This window comes from Streptococcus sp. CCH5-D3 (assembly GCF_001556435.1).
GTDB lineage: Bacteria > Bacillota > Bacilli > Lactobacillales > Streptococcaceae > Streptococcus.
Genome location: NZ_LSIW01000100.1, coordinates 1 through 19,257, shown reverse-complemented (window position 1 = coordinate 19,257; position 19,257 = coordinate 1). Strand labels below are relative to the sequence as shown.

Here is a 19,257-nt window from a genome sequence, read left to right as displayed (position 1 = left end):
CCTTTATCAATTGCTTCCCACTTTAAGTTTTTGAGATTCAAAGCCGTAGACGAAATACCTAGTTCTTCTTCGATTTTCTTCTTATCATTCATTTGTATCGTAGTTTCTTTTTGCTTATTTGGGACACTAGCTTCAACTTTGTATAAAGCTAGGTTTACTTCCGGATTCGATGACTGCCAGGCAGCAAATACCACCTGACCGTTTTCATAAGCAGTGAGAGATGAACGTGCCCCACCAACAGAGGCTGCATAAGCTACATGTAACAAAGTGGGTTGACTATTTTTTAGATAATAGATTGCAGAAATATAATCTTGTTTACCGATTAATAACTCGTCCTGTCCATCTTTATCTAAGTCTACAAACGCATATTGAAAATCAACTGACGTTCCCGAATGCCCTAAATTATCAATGAGCATATATTCCTCAGATGTAGCTTCGACCTGTTTTAAGGCTTCAGATAAACGACTATCATCACCACTATTTATTGCTTGCTGATAAGATTTATAACGATCTAAGACCGTTTGAAATGCTTCCTGTCTATTCTTCTTTAATTCTTGCTTACTAGACGAAGATGATTGCTGTGTTACCTGCTTCATTTGATTAGAGCCGCATGCAACCAAGGTCAAAGTACTCAGACTTAAAAACGATATCAGTATCCATTTTTTCATATTAAATTCTCCTGCTCTTTCAATATATTTATTTCCTCTAAATGTTTTGATTTGATTACCCACCACTACTCATTCGCAAATTTTCTACAACTTAACATTGATCAAACTAAAATATAGGGTAGAAATAGTTAGTAAATCTTTCAATAAGTCAATATTAATTGGAAGATTCTATACGCAAAAACTATTTCAGCAAAATAGGACTCCGTTGAAGAGTACGATGAATCTTCATGAGAGTCCTATAACTATTTATTGTTTTTCATAGGTGGCATCGTGAAGTGCATAACTCACATTGGTATTAGTGAATTCAAAGAAAATAGATTCAATCTTTCCTGTCGAAAGTTCACCTTCAGCTTTTGGACCACTTGTTGCTGTAAACTTAATTTTATCACCTGCAATGCGCCAAGTACCTGTTCTAGATTCTCCACTTTCTTTTGTAATTTTTAGGCTCTTATTTGATTTCAACTCAATCGTTACGTCATTTTCTCCGTCGTACCAAGTCCCGACGACCTGTTGTTCCGGAGACTTTTCACGGGTTAAGAAATATGCTCCTACACCAATACCTGCTAGTGCGATTACAACAACAGAAACAATAATTAATACTTTTTTCATTTTATATTCTCCTATTTATGATTAATAAAACTTATTTTTTTGTTCTCAACTTCTCTAGAATATGGAAGTAATTGTGATTGAATTAAGGCAGTGATTCTTTAGTTATGTCATAACTTCTCACTCGGTAAAGCAATTTAGAAACTGTAATTTATAACTTCTTCTTTCTCATCACTCCAGCTAGAGCAAGAAACGTAATTCCTGAAAGCGTATAAATCGCTGTATCACCTTCACCTGTTTCAGGTAATGATGCTTGATAGATCGGTACGCCATGTTTCGAAACGACATTATCGGTAATAGTGCGAACAGCAGTTCTGACATCTCGGGAAAATGAAGAGTTATAACCTACTATTTGGCCATTTTCATTAAGGAGAGGAATTGGAACATCACCTCGTTGAGAAATGACTTCATATTGTTCTCTTACTTGAGCTTGTATATAAGCTTCTTTTACAGCTTCATATTGAGCTACTGCATCACGTTTATTGATAAGCAACTGTTTAAGTTTTTCAGTTTCTTTATCAAGAATTGATTTAGCTTCTTTATGTTTTTCTACTGCTAGTTTATAAGCAACTTTAGCTTTTTCTAAATTACTATCAGCATTTTCTAGTTTGCTAAGATAATCTTTTGTTTCTTGAAGTTTAGTTTGGAGAGATTTAATCTCGTCTTTGATTTTAACTTCATTCGCTTTCAAAGCGTTCACTGTTTCTTGAAGAGAAGCAAGTTCTTTTTCGTCTTTAGTTTTTTGAGCTTTAAGTTCTTCCAACTTAGCTTCTTCTTTTTGAAGAGTTACTTTTGCATCAGTGAGAGCTTTAGTTTTAGTAACAACATCAGCGTTAAGAGTGTCAACTGCTTTTTGAGCATTGACTAATCTTAACTCAGCTAATTCACGCGCCGAAGTCGCTTCAGCCAATTTTACTTTAGCATCAGGTGTAAGGGCAGCAGTTGCTTTGAGTGAAGCAATTTTATTGCGAGTTTCTGAAAGTACTTCATTAGCAAGTTTATTTTTAGCCTGCGCATAATTCAATTCTTCATTAGCTGTTTTGTTTGCAATATTTGCTTTTTCTTGTGTTACTTTAGCATCAGCAAGAGCTTTAGTCTTAGTAGCAACATCAGCTTTAAGATTGTCAACTGCTTTTTGAGCATTGTTCAAACGAGTTTCAGCATTCTTACGTGCTTCAGTAGCCTCATCCAATTTAGCTTTGGCATCTGGTGTGAGGGCAGCAGTTGCTTTGAGTGCGTTCAAACTATTTGTAGTGTTAGATACAGCATCCTGAGCTACTTTATTTGCTGCCAATGCTGTGGTCAAATCTTTCTGAGCTGTTTTGTTAGCATTATCCGCAGAAGATTGAACAGCTTTAGCGTCAGCTAATTGAGTTTTTACAACTGAAGAGTCAAATGGATTAGCTAATATTTTATCAGTATCTGACGAAGTGTGATTGAAATGAATTTCATGCATCAATCCAAGACCTTCTGGTGTTACGCTTGTTGCAGCACCAATATAATTTGGAGCAACCTTACCGTTTTTATAGTCAGGTTTTCCTCCAACTGTTGTAATGATATGTGCATAATTCTGATTGTAGTCACTACCAAAAGTATTGATAATAGATTTATAAATACCTTTATACAAAGCTGACATTGTAGTTGGTTTAGCTTTGATGTAACCGAGGTTTTCTGCCTTCCAATGCGTAGTATCGGTTCCATCATTAGTTAGTGCACTAAGAAGATGGTCGCCATCAGGATTTGACATGTTCGAATAAGCAGTTGTGATATTCTTCATTGCCGTAACAACATCTTCTGTTACAAGGACTTCTGAATCACCCCAGATAGTTTTTCGCACTTGTTGAATCAAGCCTGCTTGATAAAGTGAGAGGTTAGCAATTTGTTCTTTTGTTAAATTGCTAAGATCGTTGATTACAGTATCGTCAACAGGATAGTTGTTTTCTTTGCTACAATCACGGTTATCCCACCAAGTTTGAACAGCATCGAAGAGCTTATCTTTGTTTGCTTCTGATTTATCTTCATAAAAACTTCGATAAGCACTTGCAACTTCTTCTGGAATTTCAATAGTGCTAAGATTTTCTAAACTTGTTAGTTTATCTTCCAGACGTTTTACAGCTTTGTCTGCTTCTTCTTTTTTAGACTTAGCATCAGCCGCAACAGCTATAGCAGCTGTCAATTCCGTTGAAGTTCTCAATGCTTCATTTTGTTGAGCTGTCAAGGTTACTGTCAATGCTTGGATTTTAGATTTTTTATCAGCATCAGTTTTTTGAGCTTCTTTCAACTTTCTTTCAGTCTCTGCTTCGGCATCTTTTTTCGTTGCCAAATCAGTTTGAGCATTGTCTCGCTCTGAGATGATTTCTTTAGCTCCTGTACCATCAAGTGCTGCTTGAGCATTAATTACAGCAATATTAGTATTCTTGAGTTGCTCTTTAGTCTGTTTAGCCTTAGCTTCAGCATCACTCAAAGTTTTTGAAGTGTCTTCAACAGCTTTAGCTTGAAGTTTTTCATATTTTTCAGCTTCTTCAAGTTTAGCTTTTTTATCAGCATCAGCTTTCTGTGCTTCTTCTAGCTTGCTTTTGGCATTAGCTTCAGCATCCTTTTTAGTTACAAAATCAGTTTGAGCATGATCTCGTTCTGAGATGATTTCCTTAGCTCCTGTACCATCAAGATTTTTTTGAGCAATTTCTACATTGGTTTTAGCATTTGCTACATTAGTTTCTTGAATAGTAATCTCTGTTTGATCACCGTTAACAATTTCAGTTTGTTTGTTAACTTTATCTTGAGCTTTAGCAGTCTCAGCTTGAGCATTCTGAAGTTGAACGTCTTGATTTTCGATTGCTGATTCTGTCTCACTAATATTTTGTTTAGTTTTATCAATTTCAGCAGGAGTGGCCTTGTCTTTGATAATCTGAGCTTCATCAAGACCTTCCTTAGTCATAGCTTCGGTTTTTTCAGCTTTTTCTTCTTCAGTGATGGCTTGCTTAACTACACCTTGTTGAGCGTTTACTGCTTGTACCGCTACACTTTGCTTGTTCTCAGCTTCTTTAAGAGCTTGAATAGTTACTTTAGAACTTAAGGCATCAACTTCTGTTTTTGGGGCTTCTTGTTGATTAGCATTCGCTACAGACGTTAATCCTGTCGCTGCAATCACCGTCGAGACGCTAGCCAATGCCTTAATAGCCTCTTTCTTTTCCATTAACGCTAAAACTCCTTTTATTTTCAATAAATTATACAATTCCTATATTGTAATGTTTACATTATATAACTTAAAAACAACCTTGTAAAGTTGTTTTTAACCTTTTAAGGTGTTATAACCAACCTTTTAAGGTTGTAAAATAAACCTTGCGAGGTGGTTTATGTCAAATCTACAAGAATATATCAGTAAGCGTATTAGAGTCTTACGAATAAAAGAGGGAATGACCCAAGAAATGCTTGAAGAAAAAGCTGAATTGGGGACAAATTACGTTTATAAAATTGAAAATCTAGAACCTAACATTAAAATCAAAACTCTTGAAAAAATTATGAAAGCCTTAGATGTGGATATCCCCACTTTCTTTGATGTCACACTAAAAGAAGAAGATAGCGATTTGGTAAAACTTATTGATAATTTAAAAGCGTTGCCTGCGTATAAACAAAAGAAATTAATCAAAGCTATCAATACTATTATGACTGAAACAAAATAGCAGAACCTTTTTGAACTGAACAACTACTTTAGGTTAAAATATAATTTAAGTAAAAGACTTATCTCTATGCAAGATAGAGATAAGTCTTTTTAGCTTTCTTTATTTATCATTGTGATATACAAATTGATTTTTATTCCATACAAAAGTACATCCTTGTTTCAGAAATTTACAGATTTGTATCTTATCTTCAAAAGTTAATTTCATAATAAAAACACCCCAGAAGTTAGATTTTTCCTGTCTAACTTTTGGGGTGTAGTTCAATATTGGGTTTCGAACCTCCGTAAAGACGCTTCATTGCGACTATTGCCAGTATAGTAACCTACTTTATCGTACGGTTCATACCCTAAAAAGTTGACAACACTGCTTGAAATAGATCATCCATGGCTGTTTCAATAGAAGAAGGGTAAAATTCATCAATATCTTGCTTCTGGGTTAGGAAGTTAAGCAATTATATGGTAAATTGAGTCATAGTAATAAATCTTCTTCTAGTAATGTCTCACAACTCTACAATAACGTATTTATCCCTTTTTGTGTTTATACAACTTATTATATACTACCATTTACCATACTAGTATTTAAAAAATTACGTTTCTTTATTAATAAACTGAGTTTCAACCAATTCTTTATAGAGCTTATTCCTCGATAATAATTCTTGGTGAGTGCCACAGTCATCTACTTCACCTTCACTAATTAGATAAATTGAATCAGCATTCTGAATAGTAGATAATCTATGAGCTATTATTAAGACGGTCTTTCTCCTAGATAAATCTTTAATTAATTGATGAATTTTTGACTCATTTATACTATCCAAATTTGATGTAGTCTCATCCAATAATATTATGTCATTAGGAGAAATTAAAGCTCTAGCTAATGATAACCTCTGTTTTTCACCACCACTCAAAGTGATTCCAGACTCCCCGATTACTCTATCTAGTATTTCTTCAGAGGGAATATCTTGAAAAAGGTTAACTAAATTTAGAGCATGTAAGCAGTCAAGTCTTGAGACATTTTTATTAGCAATTTGTAAGTTCTCTAGTACTGTTCCAGAGAAAATTGAAGCATTTTGTTCTACAAAGGTTATATTCGAACGAAGAACTTTAATAGGCAAATCATAAATATTATTTCCATACAGTTCTATTGTTCCATCATCAAAATCATAAAATCTTTCAATAAGCTCAAATATAGTTGTCTTTCCTGAACCGGATGGTCCAACCAAAGCTGTTACTCCTGGACCATTAACTGAAATATCAATCTTATTTAGAATATTTTTATCAAAATTATCATTATATTTAAAGCTTAATTTTTTAATTTGCAAAATCTGATTTTCTTTTTTCTCAAGAACGTCTAAAGAATTAATATCCTCCTCTATCGGAAGTTCCAAAGCAACTTTAATCCTCGAATAAGCTCCCAATCCCTCATTTATTGATGCTAGTACTCCTCCTAGCATTGCAGCTGGAGTCAGTACTAACATTACGTACATTATAAAGGCGCTTAGACTTCCAATAGATATAACCCCTGTTGCAACTCTAATTGCACCAACTCCAATTATTATTATAAGCATTATTTGTAGTGCTATGTTAGAGAAACCACTTATAATAGATTTAAAAATAGCCACTTTTTTCCCAATCTTTGTCGCACTAGTTACAACACTACTCATTCTTTCAACAAAAACATTTTCCGATAAAAATGCACGAATTGTTCTGACACCTCGCAAAGTCCGCTCTAACTCAGATGATAATTCTCCAACTACTTCTTGTAAATCTTTCGCAATAGGCCTAGTTCTTTTACCAAGTAACAAGCCACATATTAAAAGAGAAAGAACTGCTAGCAGAGATAGACTAAACAATTGAATATCAAGATAAAACATCATAATCAATGCAAATAACATTGTAAATGTTTGTGACACCAATTCTACTATTCCTTGACTTAAAATCCCCCTAAGCTGAGCTGTATCCGTGCTCAATATTGATGCTAAATCCCCAATTTTTCTAGTATCAAATACTTCAATCTTATACTTGATTGATCTATTAACAATTTGAATTCGTAAACTATTCACTAAATTTTCACTAATACTCTCCAATATATACTGCTTAATTGAGTTAAGGATTGCAGATGACAATACTATCATAGAGAATAAAATTACAGTTTTTTTCAAGATGGTATTGTTAATATTGTCAATAATTTTTGAAAGAAGTATTGGTTGAAGAATTGATAATGTCGACGCAATTAGAGCAATAATCAAAGCAATACTTATAGATATTTTATGTGGTTTTAGTAATCTTAAAAATTCCCTGAAAGAGACTTCTGAATGTTGTTGACTATCCATTATTAAACCCCTTTTTTATTTTCAAATAAATCAACAGTAATACCATAACATTCCAAAACAACAATACAATATGACTAGTCGAAAATACTGAAGTTTTGAAACTTTCAGAAATCGCTTCATAATATATATAGGGTGATGTGGCAGGCAATACCCTTTCAATATATGGCAAAACTAGTATTGGGAATATCAATAAAGTAGCTAGTGCTACCATTGAGCTTTTAAAAAATAAGGTTAAATAATAGGCGATAGAAGAACACAAAGTAGTACTCAAAATATAAGAAATTAATACGATCAAGTCAATTCCTTTAATCTCTCCTTTAAAAAGTAAGAATAAAACGATAATCAAAAATGATAGAATTACTTGTAATACACAGTCTATCAACTCTACTATAATTATTTTTTGTGCACTGATATTTTTGTTTCCATTTAATAAGTATATTATTTTAGATTCTGGATTATCTACTTCCGTAGAACCATTTATCAATCCACCTATCATAAATAAATAAGATGCAATTATCAGTATTTGATTCATTGATAACACCACATAATTATCATTGATTTTAAATTTTATTAAACTAAGAATACAAGAAAGCAGAATAAGTGATAACAGACTTAAAATTTGTAGTTTCACCGCATTCAGACTATATTTTTTATAAAAAAGAGCACATACTGTTTCATCCATAATTCTTGTCCCTCTGATTTTTATACCAATCTTTAATATACATCATAATAGTTACTATTGATGCTTGAGACAATAATAACAACAAACCATATACTTCCGAAGTATTGTTATTTTCTACTCTCCCAAATGCAAATGACTTTGCACCTATTAAGGGTAATAAATTTTCAAGTGTTGGAGAGACAACTCTTAGTATGCCTGATAGAGTTATAATAAGAAGACTTACAATAACAATGACAGATGGAATAGGCTTCCTTGTTATTTTTACTAAAAGCATTGAAAGCAATGTCAATGTTATGGAAAAGATAATAATTCTAAACGTTACCTCTAAAATAAGACCTATATTAAGGTAGTCCTGTAATCTTTCATCTAACATCACATAGAGCATTGCACTATTTATTAGAGATAAAATAACAGTAAACGTACTGGCTACAATTATTGCAGAACAAATCTGGCCTGTTAAAACCGTATGCCATTTTGGTGTAAGTAATTTAGTTAATGATTCCTGACCAAATTTGTACTCTGTAGATAGAACCAGTGCAAACAAGATTGGAAAAAATAGAATACTTGATTGATAAGGAGAAGATAATATCGCATCTCTTACTGTTTGAGCCTTCGTTAATTGACTAGTCATATCTTCGAGCTTAACAATCTCTGTATTACCATTTGCTATCGCATTAATTACTTGAATATTTTGAAAGGTAAAGAATATACTGATTCCAATCACAATTACTACACCCATCCAAAAAAGTGGCAAGGACAGGATTTTATATAGTTCACTATGCGTATTTTTCATCAAGTTTACCTCATCTCGTTTCTAACAGATCTAAAATATGCTTCCTCGAAAGATCCATACTCTTCAAGAACATCTTTACTGCTACCATCGATAACGACTTTACCATTAGATAACCCTACAATTTTGTCAACTGTAAGTTCTAATTCATTCATATAGTGACTTGTGATTAGAACAATTTTATCGTCCTTTACAAATTCTCTTAGAAATTCTCTAACCCATCTAATTCCATCTGGATCAAGTCCATTAATCGGCTCATCCAAAATAAGTATTTTAGGATTTGCTAAAATAGCCGTAGCCAACCCCAGTCTTTGTTTCATTCCAAGAGAATAGTCTTTTATCTTTTTATTACCAACATCCTGAAGACCAACGATTTTTAAACATTCTAAACACCTCTGCTTACTTATACCACTAGTTAAAGCAATCCATCTCAAGTGATTATAGGCCGTCCTTGTGGGATTTGGTTGAAAACTATCTAGAAATGTCCCGACATATCTAAAGGGATATTTCCCCAATTCACCATAATTTTTTCCGTCAAAAGTTGCTCTTCCTTCATCTGTAGAAATCAGCCCAAGCAATATTTTTAGTAACGTTGATTTCCCTGACCCATTTGGTCCTATCAACGCTGTCACCTCCCCTTCGTTTGCTGTAAACGAAATTTTTGAAAGAACAATTTTTTCTCTAAAAGCTTTACTAACATTTTCTATTTTAATCATTTACCTTTGTCCTCCTTTTACAAATAGGATTTTTTGAAAGTTAGATAGGTCCATCTCTTCACCGATTGGTATTCCATCGACTTCCACCCATGCATGAGCTATGAAGGGTGATACTTGGAAACCTGAAACCCAATCTGGAGTTCGTCTTGCTATTATTCCCCGTAGCATAACTGCGACTGACCTTTGTAAGCACCCATTACCTGCACACCTAACATTAATTGAATTTATAGACGTACGCCAACTCTCTACCTCCTTCGGAAGAGCCTTTCGAGTATTTTTACTTAGTTTCTCGATAACTTCAGACAATTTCTTAGGAGGTAGTTTAATTAGAAAAAATGAAACATTGGCACAAAATAAAGCTGTTATTTTGTTTTTTACTGACAATTTAGTTCTCTGCTCCATTCTAACTGGTGAACTCATTTAATTTCCTCCAAAACCTTTAACTGCTGTAATTCCTCAATAATTTCTTTATAGTCTTTTATAACCTGATATAACTCCACTGAATAATTGATAGAGACATTTTTGCAAAAATCTTCAAGTGTGACTCCTTTAATTAAGGAAGCTAAAAAATCCGTAGTTAATTTATCAAAATGGTAATACTGAGCATCATTAGAATTCAAAACAATACTACTACCATCTTCTGTTTTGCTAATATTAATATTCGATGACAACTTATATTTCATACTCCCCCTCACTTTCACAATAACCTCTCAACCAAAATTCAATAATTTGAATCCTCATAACATTTTCTAACAGTTCTCCATCCGCACTAAATTTATTGAGCGACTCTAACAGATCAACCCTATCTACAAGTCCTAACTTATAAATCAGACATTCTTCAGAAAATATTTTTTGTAATATCTTCTTACGCTTACTGTATTCTGTAAATGTCGGTTTGCTGTATTCCCCTTTATCTCTTCTCTGAAAGTATTCAAGAGACATAGAGCTTGGACGTATCTCTGCTAACATAGGTTTAGTCACTTTTGCGTTAAATCTTTCGTCAATATTATACTTTAATGCTGATTCTACAATGTCATAATTTGTATACGGACTTAAAAATCTAAAATACTTATCAGTTGGCACCATTGCATTTAAGTCTCGTTGCAAGAGAGTATGACTTTCAATTTCTTCAAGAATTTTATGGATAGATTTATCATCAGAATATGATTCAATATCTTTTTCAGCATAAGAGGTTGCACATCTTGTAATTAAATCTCTTGCTGTTTGGGTTACAAAACTTTCAACTGACAGAGTCGAAATCCATTTAGAACTATACTTAATATCAAAATCAACCTGTTCAACCTCCTGACAAACTAAATTTCTCAAATTGTCAGATAAACTAGTGTTGTCGGTCAATGACTTAAAAAACTTAAAAAGGTTGAATTTATTTAACCTTGCAAAACCGTATAAATTTCTTATGCGATTTGGATAGTTAGAATGATATAAAGACCAAGCCATAGTAGATAACGGACCAAACAGTTCATCACCACCATGACCATTTATATGGGTACTTATATCATTCTCTAGCCCAATTTCAATAATTTTTCTAGCTAAATTTATATAGCGAAACGATTCTGAAGGACCAAATGGAAGTGCATTGTATATCGCTATCGGATCTAAAGTGCTCAAAGTAACTGTGCTACTATACGGCAAAATCACGTGTTCTGCTGAAACATCCCTGCTTGCTCGATTTGACCAGACGACATCACTATCAGCACCATCCTCTGGAGATAGAAAGACTGTATTCAATTCTATTCCTAAATTCTTACAAAAATAACAAAGAGAAGTCGAATCCAAACCACCTGATAAATCTGCACTAATTTTTGGTTGGTTTTCCAGATATTTTCGTAATACACTATTTAAATTTTTACTCAACTCTCCTGCTACTCCAGCAATAGTTTTATTTTCACCATTACTTCTCCAAGGAAATACCTGTTTAACCTGTCCTTCTAAGGATACAAGTATCTTTCGACTGTTTACAAGTTTCACGTTATCCCATGGGGTCAACTCAGTAAATGGATAGACGGTATCAAAGTTTACTATACGTAACGCAAAATACGTTCTATTTAGTTTTTGTTTTGTAAAACTAGCAATTAATTCTGGATAAAATGAAATAAATAATTCTTCATCCTTTTCTAAATAATATATTGGATTATGATTATTAAAATCACCACCGATTACAAAGTGATTCTCTTTTGTGATTGCTACAAAAGATGCATTCTTTTTTAGCTCAAGCAGATTACTCTCTATCATTTCAATGTTTAAGTTTTCTTTAGCCAAAAATCTACCAATGTCTTCAGAATTTTTATGGGGTTTTACTATCATTAATAAATTATCAGCAGTATAGGTTTTAAGTTCTTCTGAAACTACCAGTTCGTCTATCAATGTATCAGTAGTAATGATTTGATTTTTCGATAAAATAACATTAACTTTCATTCATAATTTATGTTTTATACCAATTATATAAATAATAAGCAGAGTTGCTCACCTCCGCTTATTATCTATATTCTATATATTATCCCCAAGGCCAGTGGATAACAATCAACGCACTAAAGCCAAGCAAATCGCGCTCACGTGCTTTACCTGCACCATTTGTCAAAGTACGGTAGTTACCGATTTTTGTAATAGTTGGTTTTTGGTACATAACAGTTTCCTTTCTATTTTTCCATAACAATTTCTGAACAACAGACTGTGTAACTCTGTTAAACCATGAGCAAATTAATTTAACCTACTTCACATGTTGCTATTTCAGAGTCATTTTTTTCTAACTCTAAGAAATTATGTTACAGAATAAATTTTTAAAACTAATAGTGACTATTAGTATAGATGATAAACTATCATCTACATTTTGTATTGTACAAAACAAATATCAAAAAAATATCAGAATTTCTGATTTTCAAGTAAATAATTTTGACCCAATAATCCCTTAGTTCCTTAGTATATGGTATAATACTCTCATAATTTACGAACGTTAGTTTAGGATATCGTATCTAACACTACCACATTCACTTACATTCTGGTGAAAGCTGGTATAAAACGTCTCAACATCATAAAAAATGACTAACTATTGTGACTGGAATCGTATTTGAAACTGGATGAAATATGTAAGGAGAGGGCGCTTATGAAATATAAAATCCTTGTTATAGATGATGATATATCCATCTTAAGGTTGGTTCGAAATGTTTTAGAGAGTAAAAACTTTGTCGTTGACACGCTAACCTCTATTCCAGATATTGATATATGCCATTTTATCGGCTATGATTTAATTATTTTAGACATCATGATGCCGCACAGTGGAATTGAAATTTGTAGGTATATCCGAGAATTTATTTCTGTGCCAATCATATTTCTAACAGCAAAAAATTTGGAAGAAGATGTTGTATGTGGCATACAGTCTGGTGCAGATGACTATATCACAAAGCCATTCAGCATTCCAGAATTAGTAGCAAGAGTACAGATGCATATCCGTAGAGAAGTACGCAATAATAATTCTAATGAGATTCTACAATTCGGACCGATCACAATTAATAAAATTAAAGAAGAACTTAGGGTTGCGGATGTACATGTCCCCACTACAAAAAGAGAGTTCCAATTAATTTTGTTACTCTCCAGCAATCCAAATAAAATATTTTCAAACGAAGAACTGTTTGATTATCTTTACCCTCATGATTCTGAAACACAGGGAAGATCAATTACAGAGTATGTATACCAAGTCAGGCAAAAATTAAAACCTTATGAACTTAATCCTATTAAAACAATCTGGGGAGGTGGATATCAGTGGAGAAGTCTTTAACTTTTAACCAACTGGTTAAGCAAACATATTTTAAGATTTTAAGACAGTTCCTAGTTAATCTTTTTTTATTTTATTTGTTACCGATGTTACTTACTGCATTTACCAATATTACTGAAAAAAATGCAGGGGCATTTACAATTTATTTCAGCACAGCTTCTTGGATTTATATTAGTCTAATTTTACTTTTTAGTATTACTAAAAATATGAGGAATCTTCTAGAAAAGATAAAACAAGAAACAATTATCGTATACAATCAAAGTTTACTGGGCGATACAAATGAAAATAACTCAGCTAAGTTAACCCTGATTGAACTGATTGAAACCCGACAAAAAATTCAAGAAATGCAAGCAACAATAAAAAAAACAATTCAATCTGAAAAGCAGCAAAAACAGGAGTTAATGTTTCAAGTCTCAGCTGCAGCACATGATTTGAAAACACCATTAACAGTTATTCAAGGAAATGCTCAATTTTTACAATCTATGGATATTCCTGGAAATATTGAGCAATGTTTAGAAGATATTGAACTTGCCAGTCAACAACTTAATCTTTACTTTAACCAACTCATAAATTATTCTAAAACATTCTATAATGATACTTCAAATTGGGAGAGTTTGTCTTCAGATTACTTATTTGAATTATTTGAACAAGAAATTAAGTTAATTACTGATAAAAAGGCTGGTATTCAATTTTCAAACAACTTACCAACCTCTATTTATTTAACGCTTAACCTTAACTTATTTCTAAGAGCTATTCTAAATATCATAAATAATGCTATTGACCATTCCCAAAGTAGTTATCCAACAATAAAAGTAAACTACAAATTTATAGATAATCAATTTTACATCTCAATATGGAATAGCGATTCTTCATTTACAGAGAATTTACTCGAAAAATATGGACTACTATTCTATCAAGACAAACAAGCAACAAATTCAGAGCAAAGAAGTAATTTTGGTATCGGATTAGCATTTGTTAAGAGGGTAGCTAAGATTCATGGAGGACAAGTAAATTTGAGTAATTGTAATAACGGTGCTCTTGTCACTATTTGCATACCAGTCTAGGCTATACTTCTCGTACTACTGATTAAATGTAATAAATTTATGACCAACCGTCTAATGTGATAGCGGGTCTCTTTAAGACTACTTTCTTTTATTTTTCTCACCTGTAAACGGATCATATTCCTCAAAAAGACTGAGCTGATCTGCTATCACGTCTTCTTGTAATTGATTACGAATATATTCTTCAATTCGCTTCTGATTTCGCTCAACCGTATCAACATAAAACCCTCGACACCAAAATTTGCGATTCCCATATTTATACTTTAAATTAGCATGTCGATCAAATATCATTAAGCTACTTTTGCCCTTTAAATATCCTATAAATGAGGAAATACTTAGCTTCGGTAGTATACTCACTTACATGTGAATATGATCTGGGCAAGCTTCCGCTTCATGAATTTCAACACCTTTTCTTTCACATAATAATCGTAAGATTTGACCTATACTTGCTTTGTATTTTCCATAAATTATCTGACATTGATATTTGGGCGCGAACACAATATGATAATTACAATTCCATGTAGTATGTGCTAAACTATTATTATCCTGTCTCATCAGGGGTCCTCCTTTTGTATATTAGTTAGTGGTCGGGAAACCTTACCTAATATAACACTTTAGGGGGACTTTTTTGATATATCGCTATACCTCTTTTGGGCTAAGAAGTTAAGTAATTCTGTGGTAAACTGAACCATAGGAATCAATCTCTTTCTAGTAAGGTATTGCAACTCTACTATAACGTGTTTATTCCTTTTTGAGTTTACATAACTTATTTTACACTACCTAAACAAAACGTTTATTACAATAAAACATCGAAAAACTATTTAATCTGATGATAAAAAAATAACCTCAAGTACAGTTTACATGTACATGGAGGTTAGTGCACCTTTTCGATATTAAAAAAATAATCTAGATAATCACAAATTTCATTAGAGGTATTCGCTAATGACTTTTTGATATCAATGACACCTAATAGTTCGAGATGTTCATTAAATATTTTGTTATAATCAATATTCGCTGTCAATAAAATAATTTGTGCATAAACGTTACTCCTCCTAATTTTTTTAACTTTTTTCCATAATTACAATTCTTTGTAAATGTGATAAAATAAAGAGTGTTAGTTGCTGTAGTAATCCTTATAGAATTAAAATGATTGTTAACTTTAACTTTTAACTTATATTTTTTAATATACTTTTTAACAGTTATCAACAACCAAAAGTGCCTCACAATATTGAACATACTTCACCTCCAATTCCTATTTTTATTATAGCTTGGTTATACCATTTAATTTGTCATATATCATAAACGGTTCATTTTTTGTCATTTACAGTAAAAGTATACCGATATAATAGTTTCTAGAACTGTTACGATATACCGGTTTTATGACTACTATCATTACTTAAAAGTTTCCATACTTATATGTGTACTGCATGTTAGGGAAAATTATCTGTATTTGCAAAGAAACATGGATTTTTATTTAGACGTCCTAAAAAAACAAAACAAATATATTTTCATACTGGAAAAAGACTTCAATGTCTTTTACTGCAGTACTAAATATTTTATCGAATGGAGAGTACACTAATTGTTAAATATTTTTATTTTAGAAGACGAATTTTTACAACAATCACGAATAGAGAATGTTATAAAAAATGTTATTGCAAAAAAATCTCTAAAATGTAAAGGACCTGAGATTTTTGGAAAACCTAGCCAGTTACTTGACGCAATTACGGAAAGAGGTTCTCACCAACTTTTCTTTTTAGATATTGAAATTAAAGGAGAAGAAAAAAAGGGGCTAGACATTGCGAAAGAAATTCGAAAAAAAGATCCTAATGCAACAATTGTTTTTGTAACAACACATTCAGAATTTATGCCAGTCACTTTTAAATATAGAGTTGCTGCACTAGATTTTATTGATAAAGCTTTAGATGATGAAGATTTTTATGAACGTGTTCATTTAGCAATTGAATATACCATGGATAAAATGGGTGCCACTATTGCCCAAGATTCTTTTACTTTTGAAACAGCTACGGCCCATGTTCAAGTGCCTTTTAACAATATCTTATTTTTTGAAACGTCTCCAACAATACATAAAGTTATTTTGCATACTAAAGAAGAACGAATGGAGTTCTACGCCAGTATTTCAGAAGTTGAACGAGCTGACGACCGCCTATATCGATGCCATCGTTCATTTATCGTTAATCCTGAAAATATCGTTAAGATCAATAAAGAAGAGAAAATGGTAATGTTTGAAAATAATAATGAATGTCCCATTTCCCGTACGAAATATAAGGGTCTCCTAGAAAAAGTTAAATCTTTGAAAATCTAAGGTGTTTCTATGGATATAGTTATAAATTTATTGCTGTTCTATTCTAAGACATTAGTAGTATTGTTAATGTTTCAACAGGTGAGTAACCAACCAATCAAACCTTTGTGGAATATTATTGGTCCATTTTTGTATGTCCTACTCCTCATCATATGTCCTCCTGTTGGGTACTTTGCTTTCTTTTTTATCTTTATTGCTTATAACATATATCAAAATAAGTATGGTAGTAAAACACTTGATATTTTTTATGGCTTGTACCCCATTATCGTTCAAAGCTTGCTAGGTAGAATGTTAGCATTCTACGTTTTCCCTCTACTAGGAGTCTCTGTCTTCAATGAAGTCAAACTAAGTTGGTATGATATCTTAATTGAATTACTGGTTTTCCCTCTTCATTTACTCATAGTAAAATCTCTTAGGTTAGATTTTGACGAAATAAAAGAAGGTTTCAAGCGTTACTATTTCAAGTATTTATTATTACTGATCAACATCTCTATGTTTGTATATATGCTCTTAGTTTCTATACTTGTTATTTATAGAGACAAATTAGCTGATGCAGATAACTGGAGAGGACATATTAATAACTTTTATATTGTTCTGTTTTTTGTAATGCTACTCTATCTCAATGCAATTTCAAAAGAAAAACTAGAGAAGGAAATTATTGATCAAAAAGATACTCAACTAAATGAACTATCTATCTATAGCCATCATGTTGAATCACTTTATGAGGAAATTAGGAGTTTCCGTCATGACTACATTAATATTTTGACCAGTCTAAAATTAGGAATTGATAATCAAGATATTGAAGCTATTAAAACTGTTTACAATGGCGTACTTAGAGATAGTGCAAACCAATTCTATGATAGTAAGTTTGATATTGCTAAACTTAGTAATATTAAGAATGATGCTATCAAAAGTATTCTTTCCGCTAAATTACTTGAGGCGCAAAATAGGGGAATTTCAATTTCTGTTGAGATTGAAGAACCTGTTAGTAATTTTAGGATAGAATTACTAGATTTCATAACTGTTCTTTCTGTCCTTTGTGATAATGCCATTGAAGCCACCATTAAAGCCACAAGTCCTAGAATGACTGTTGTTTTCATAAATAATGATGATTCATTGGTACTTATCGTTGAAAATAGTATAAAATCAGAAAAAGTGGATGTTAGTCATATTTTTGCTAGGGGGTACTCTAGTAAAGGGGAAGGAAGAGGTCTTGGGTTACATAATGTAAACAGCGTATTAGAAAAATACCCTAAATCTACGATTACCACTCGTAGTGCAAATCATCTCTTTTCTCAAACTATCAGATTTTGTAAGTAAGTATAGATTTTGTAAGGTATCTTTATAGGTATTAAGTGAGGCTCAATAAGGAGTCCACTGAAAAAATAATCTCTATAGTTTAAAAAATATAAAAAGAGGAATCTATCTCACATTTGGGTAGATTCCTCCTTTTGTTTACTTATTTGGTTTTATTAGTGTTATAATCTTCTTCATATTAACTACGAATATAGTCGTTGTCTCTTATAAATCCTTATTAAAAAAATCTAATACCCTCCATATTTGTGTTTAAGTTCCACATTTGGGGCTTCTTTCTTGTAGCGATGTATACCGGAAATCTCATCTGAAATAGGTGTTTATTACTTTTGATGTGAATAGAAGAGGTTTTAGACTCAGCCCCTTCCTTATGGCACCCCAATCTGGTGTGTCATATGTCCATCTGGACACATAAAGAGACTGCATCATTGTTATAGAAAAATTCTACTTTCCAACGAAAGCCTCTTGAAATATCTGGATGTAGATTAATGACTAAAATTTAATTTTTGTTGAATTATTCACTATTAAATTACAGAAATTTTCTTCTTAATTTTCTTAATGGCGACCCCACCATTCCCACCAGTTCCCATTTGCAGTTGATTGATTTTGCATTACTTTCTCTATTCCTTTGATATATAATATTACTTCAATTTTGTTATAAAGTTATTTGATTAACTTTACGAATATAGTATAGCAATCAATAACTAATAATTACGATTTTTATCACATTTGGTATCACAAATGTCATAAACGGTATTATTTAATTCCATATGTTCCTATTACAGTGATGATTTCCTTTAATTTATAAATGTATAGCTGTTTAAGAAGCATTAGTTAGTTCAAGAATTATATAGAAATACTTTTACTTTTGATTGTGATAACCACTAATAGTAAAAATATTAGTTGAATGTGATGAAACTATATGATCAAAAATAATTGGACAACTGGATATTTATGATGTTATTGTTCTATTCTTTTGTTCCTAAATACATCGTCATAAAGAAACTATTTAAATCTCTAACGTTGTGCTGACCCAAAAAAGTTAGACAATTTATTTAGGCAAAGGATTTAGTTCTGTATTGCACAAGACTAAGTCCTTTTCTACCATTTGTCAAGTATATCAAGGTATTTGATGAAAAATAGTTTGAGTTCCATAGTCAAACTAAGGAAATTGTCTTTTTTTGAACTAAAGTTTGTTATGTGTTATGAGGTAATACATTATTCTAATGAGACAATATATAGAGGAAATCGTGTGTGGTTTGGTTGAAGTCACTTGCGATTGTCTTTTCCGTTTCTCATAG

General features: G+C 32.1%; 15 protein-coding genes and 3 pseudogenes. 5 read left to right on the top strand and 13 right to left on the bottom strand.

The annotated features are described in order from the left end of the window. From AX662_RS07015 to AX662_RS07005, 3 genes and pseudogenes are all read right to left on the bottom strand, one after another. A pseudogene (locus AX662_RS07015) lies at positions 1-731 on the bottom strand (DUF6287 domain-containing protein); the annotation flags it as partial. A gap of 183 nt (positions 732-914) precedes the next feature. Further along, complete coding sequence (locus AX662_RS07010) at positions 915-1,277, bottom strand: hypothetical protein (RefSeq protein ID WP_003097334.1); 363 nt, start codon at positions 1,275-1,277, stop codon at positions 915-917. A gap of 148 nt (positions 1,278-1,425) precedes the next feature. Then, a complete protein-coding gene (locus AX662_RS07005) occupies positions 1,426-4,470 on the bottom strand; it encodes an SEC10/PgrA surface exclusion domain-containing protein (protein WP_060972022.1) in 3,045 nt (1,014 codons plus the stop codon). Positions 4,471-4,630: 160 nt separating this feature from the next. Here AX662_RS07005 and AX662_RS07000 point away from each other — a divergent pair, with 160 nt between their 5' ends. Next, the gene (locus AX662_RS07000; RefSeq protein ID WP_014634063.1) at positions 4,631-4,957 is read left to right on the top strand and encodes a helix-turn-helix domain-containing protein; all 327 of its coding nucleotides are present in this window, start codon (positions 4,631-4,633) and stop codon (positions 4,955-4,957) included. Positions 4,958-5,217: 260 nt separating this feature from the next. Here AX662_RS07000 and AX662_RS10390 read toward each other — a convergent pair. From AX662_RS10390 to AX662_RS10595, 9 genes and pseudogenes are all read right to left on the bottom strand, one after another. Next, positions 5,218-5,405 (bottom strand): annotated as a pseudogene (locus AX662_RS10390) (transposase); the annotation flags it as partial. Positions 5,406-5,540: 135 nt separating this feature from the next. After that, positions 5,541-7,283: an ABC transporter ATP-binding protein gene (locus tag AX662_RS06995; protein WP_014634062.1), complete on the bottom strand. Its 1,743-nt coding sequence runs from the start codon at positions 7,281-7,283 to the stop codon at positions 5,541-5,543. Then, entirely contained in the window at positions 7,276-7,965 is a 690-nt protein-coding gene (locus AX662_RS06990; RefSeq protein WP_014634061.1) for a hypothetical protein, read from the bottom strand. Before AX662_RS06990 ends, AX662_RS06995 begins: the two co-directional genes overlap by 8 nt. Beyond that, complete coding sequence (locus AX662_RS06985; protein WP_014634060.1) at positions 7,958-8,758, bottom strand: ABC transporter permease; 801 nt, start codon at positions 8,756-8,758, stop codon at positions 7,958-7,960. The genes AX662_RS06990 and AX662_RS06985 overlap by 8 nt, the downstream gene beginning before the upstream one ends. A 5-nt stretch (positions 8,759-8,763) precedes the next feature. Next, on the bottom strand, positions 8,764-9,471 hold the full coding sequence (locus AX662_RS06980; protein WP_014634059.1) for an ABC transporter ATP-binding protein: 708 nt from the start codon (positions 9,469-9,471) through the stop codon (positions 8,764-8,766). Continuing rightward, positions 9,472-9,891, bottom strand: a complete 420-nt coding sequence (locus tag AX662_RS06975) for a lasso peptide biosynthesis B2 protein (RefSeq protein ID WP_041826654.1) — start codon at positions 9,889-9,891, stop codon at positions 9,472-9,474. Next, positions 9,888-10,154, bottom strand: coding sequence for a hypothetical protein (locus AX662_RS06970; RefSeq protein WP_060972021.1), 267 nt, complete (start codon positions 10,152-10,154; stop codon positions 9,888-9,890). The genes AX662_RS06975 and AX662_RS06970 overlap by 4 nt, the downstream gene beginning before the upstream one ends. Next, complete coding sequence (locus tag AX662_RS06965; RefSeq protein WP_060972020.1) at positions 10,144-11,907, bottom strand: asparagine synthase-related protein; 1,764 nt, start codon at positions 11,905-11,907, stop codon at positions 10,144-10,146. Before AX662_RS06965 ends, AX662_RS06970 begins: the two co-directional genes overlap by 11 nt. A 79-nt stretch (positions 11,908-11,986) precedes the next feature. Beyond that, the gene (locus AX662_RS10595; protein WP_014634056.1) at positions 11,987-12,115 is read right to left on the bottom strand and encodes a lasso RiPP family leader peptide-containing protein; all 129 of its coding nucleotides are present in this window, start codon (positions 12,113-12,115) and stop codon (positions 11,987-11,989) included. 477 nt (positions 12,116-12,592) lie between these two features. Here AX662_RS10595 and AX662_RS06960 point away from each other — a divergent pair, with 477 nt between their 5' ends. Both AX662_RS06960 and AX662_RS06955 read left to right on the top strand, forming a co-directional pair. Continuing rightward, a complete protein-coding gene (locus AX662_RS06960; protein WP_060972019.1) occupies positions 12,593-13,264 on the top strand; it encodes a response regulator transcription factor in 672 nt (223 codons plus the stop codon). An 83-nt stretch (positions 13,265-13,347) separates the two neighbouring features. After that, entirely contained in the window at positions 13,348-14,325 is a 978-nt protein-coding gene (locus tag AX662_RS06955; RefSeq protein WP_229040662.1) for a sensor histidine kinase, read from the top strand. Between the two features lie 78 nt (positions 14,326-14,403). Here AX662_RS06955 and tnpA read toward each other — a convergent pair. After that, positions 14,404-14,877: pseudogene (gene tnpA, locus AX662_RS06950) on the bottom strand (IS200/IS605 family transposase). 1,024 nt (positions 14,878-15,901) lie between these two features. Between tnpA and AX662_RS06940 the strand changes: the two are divergent. Together AX662_RS06940 and AX662_RS06935 are read left to right on the top strand one after the other, a co-directional pair. After that, a complete protein-coding gene (locus tag AX662_RS06940; protein ID WP_060972017.1) occupies positions 15,902-16,645 on the top strand; it encodes a response regulator transcription factor in 744 nt (247 codons plus the stop codon). A gap of 9 nt (positions 16,646-16,654) precedes the next feature. Beyond that, positions 16,655-17,962, top strand: coding sequence for a sensor histidine kinase (locus tag AX662_RS06935; protein WP_060972016.1), 1,308 nt, complete (start codon positions 16,655-16,657; stop codon positions 17,960-17,962). Positions 17,963-19,257 lie beyond the last annotated feature (1,295 nt).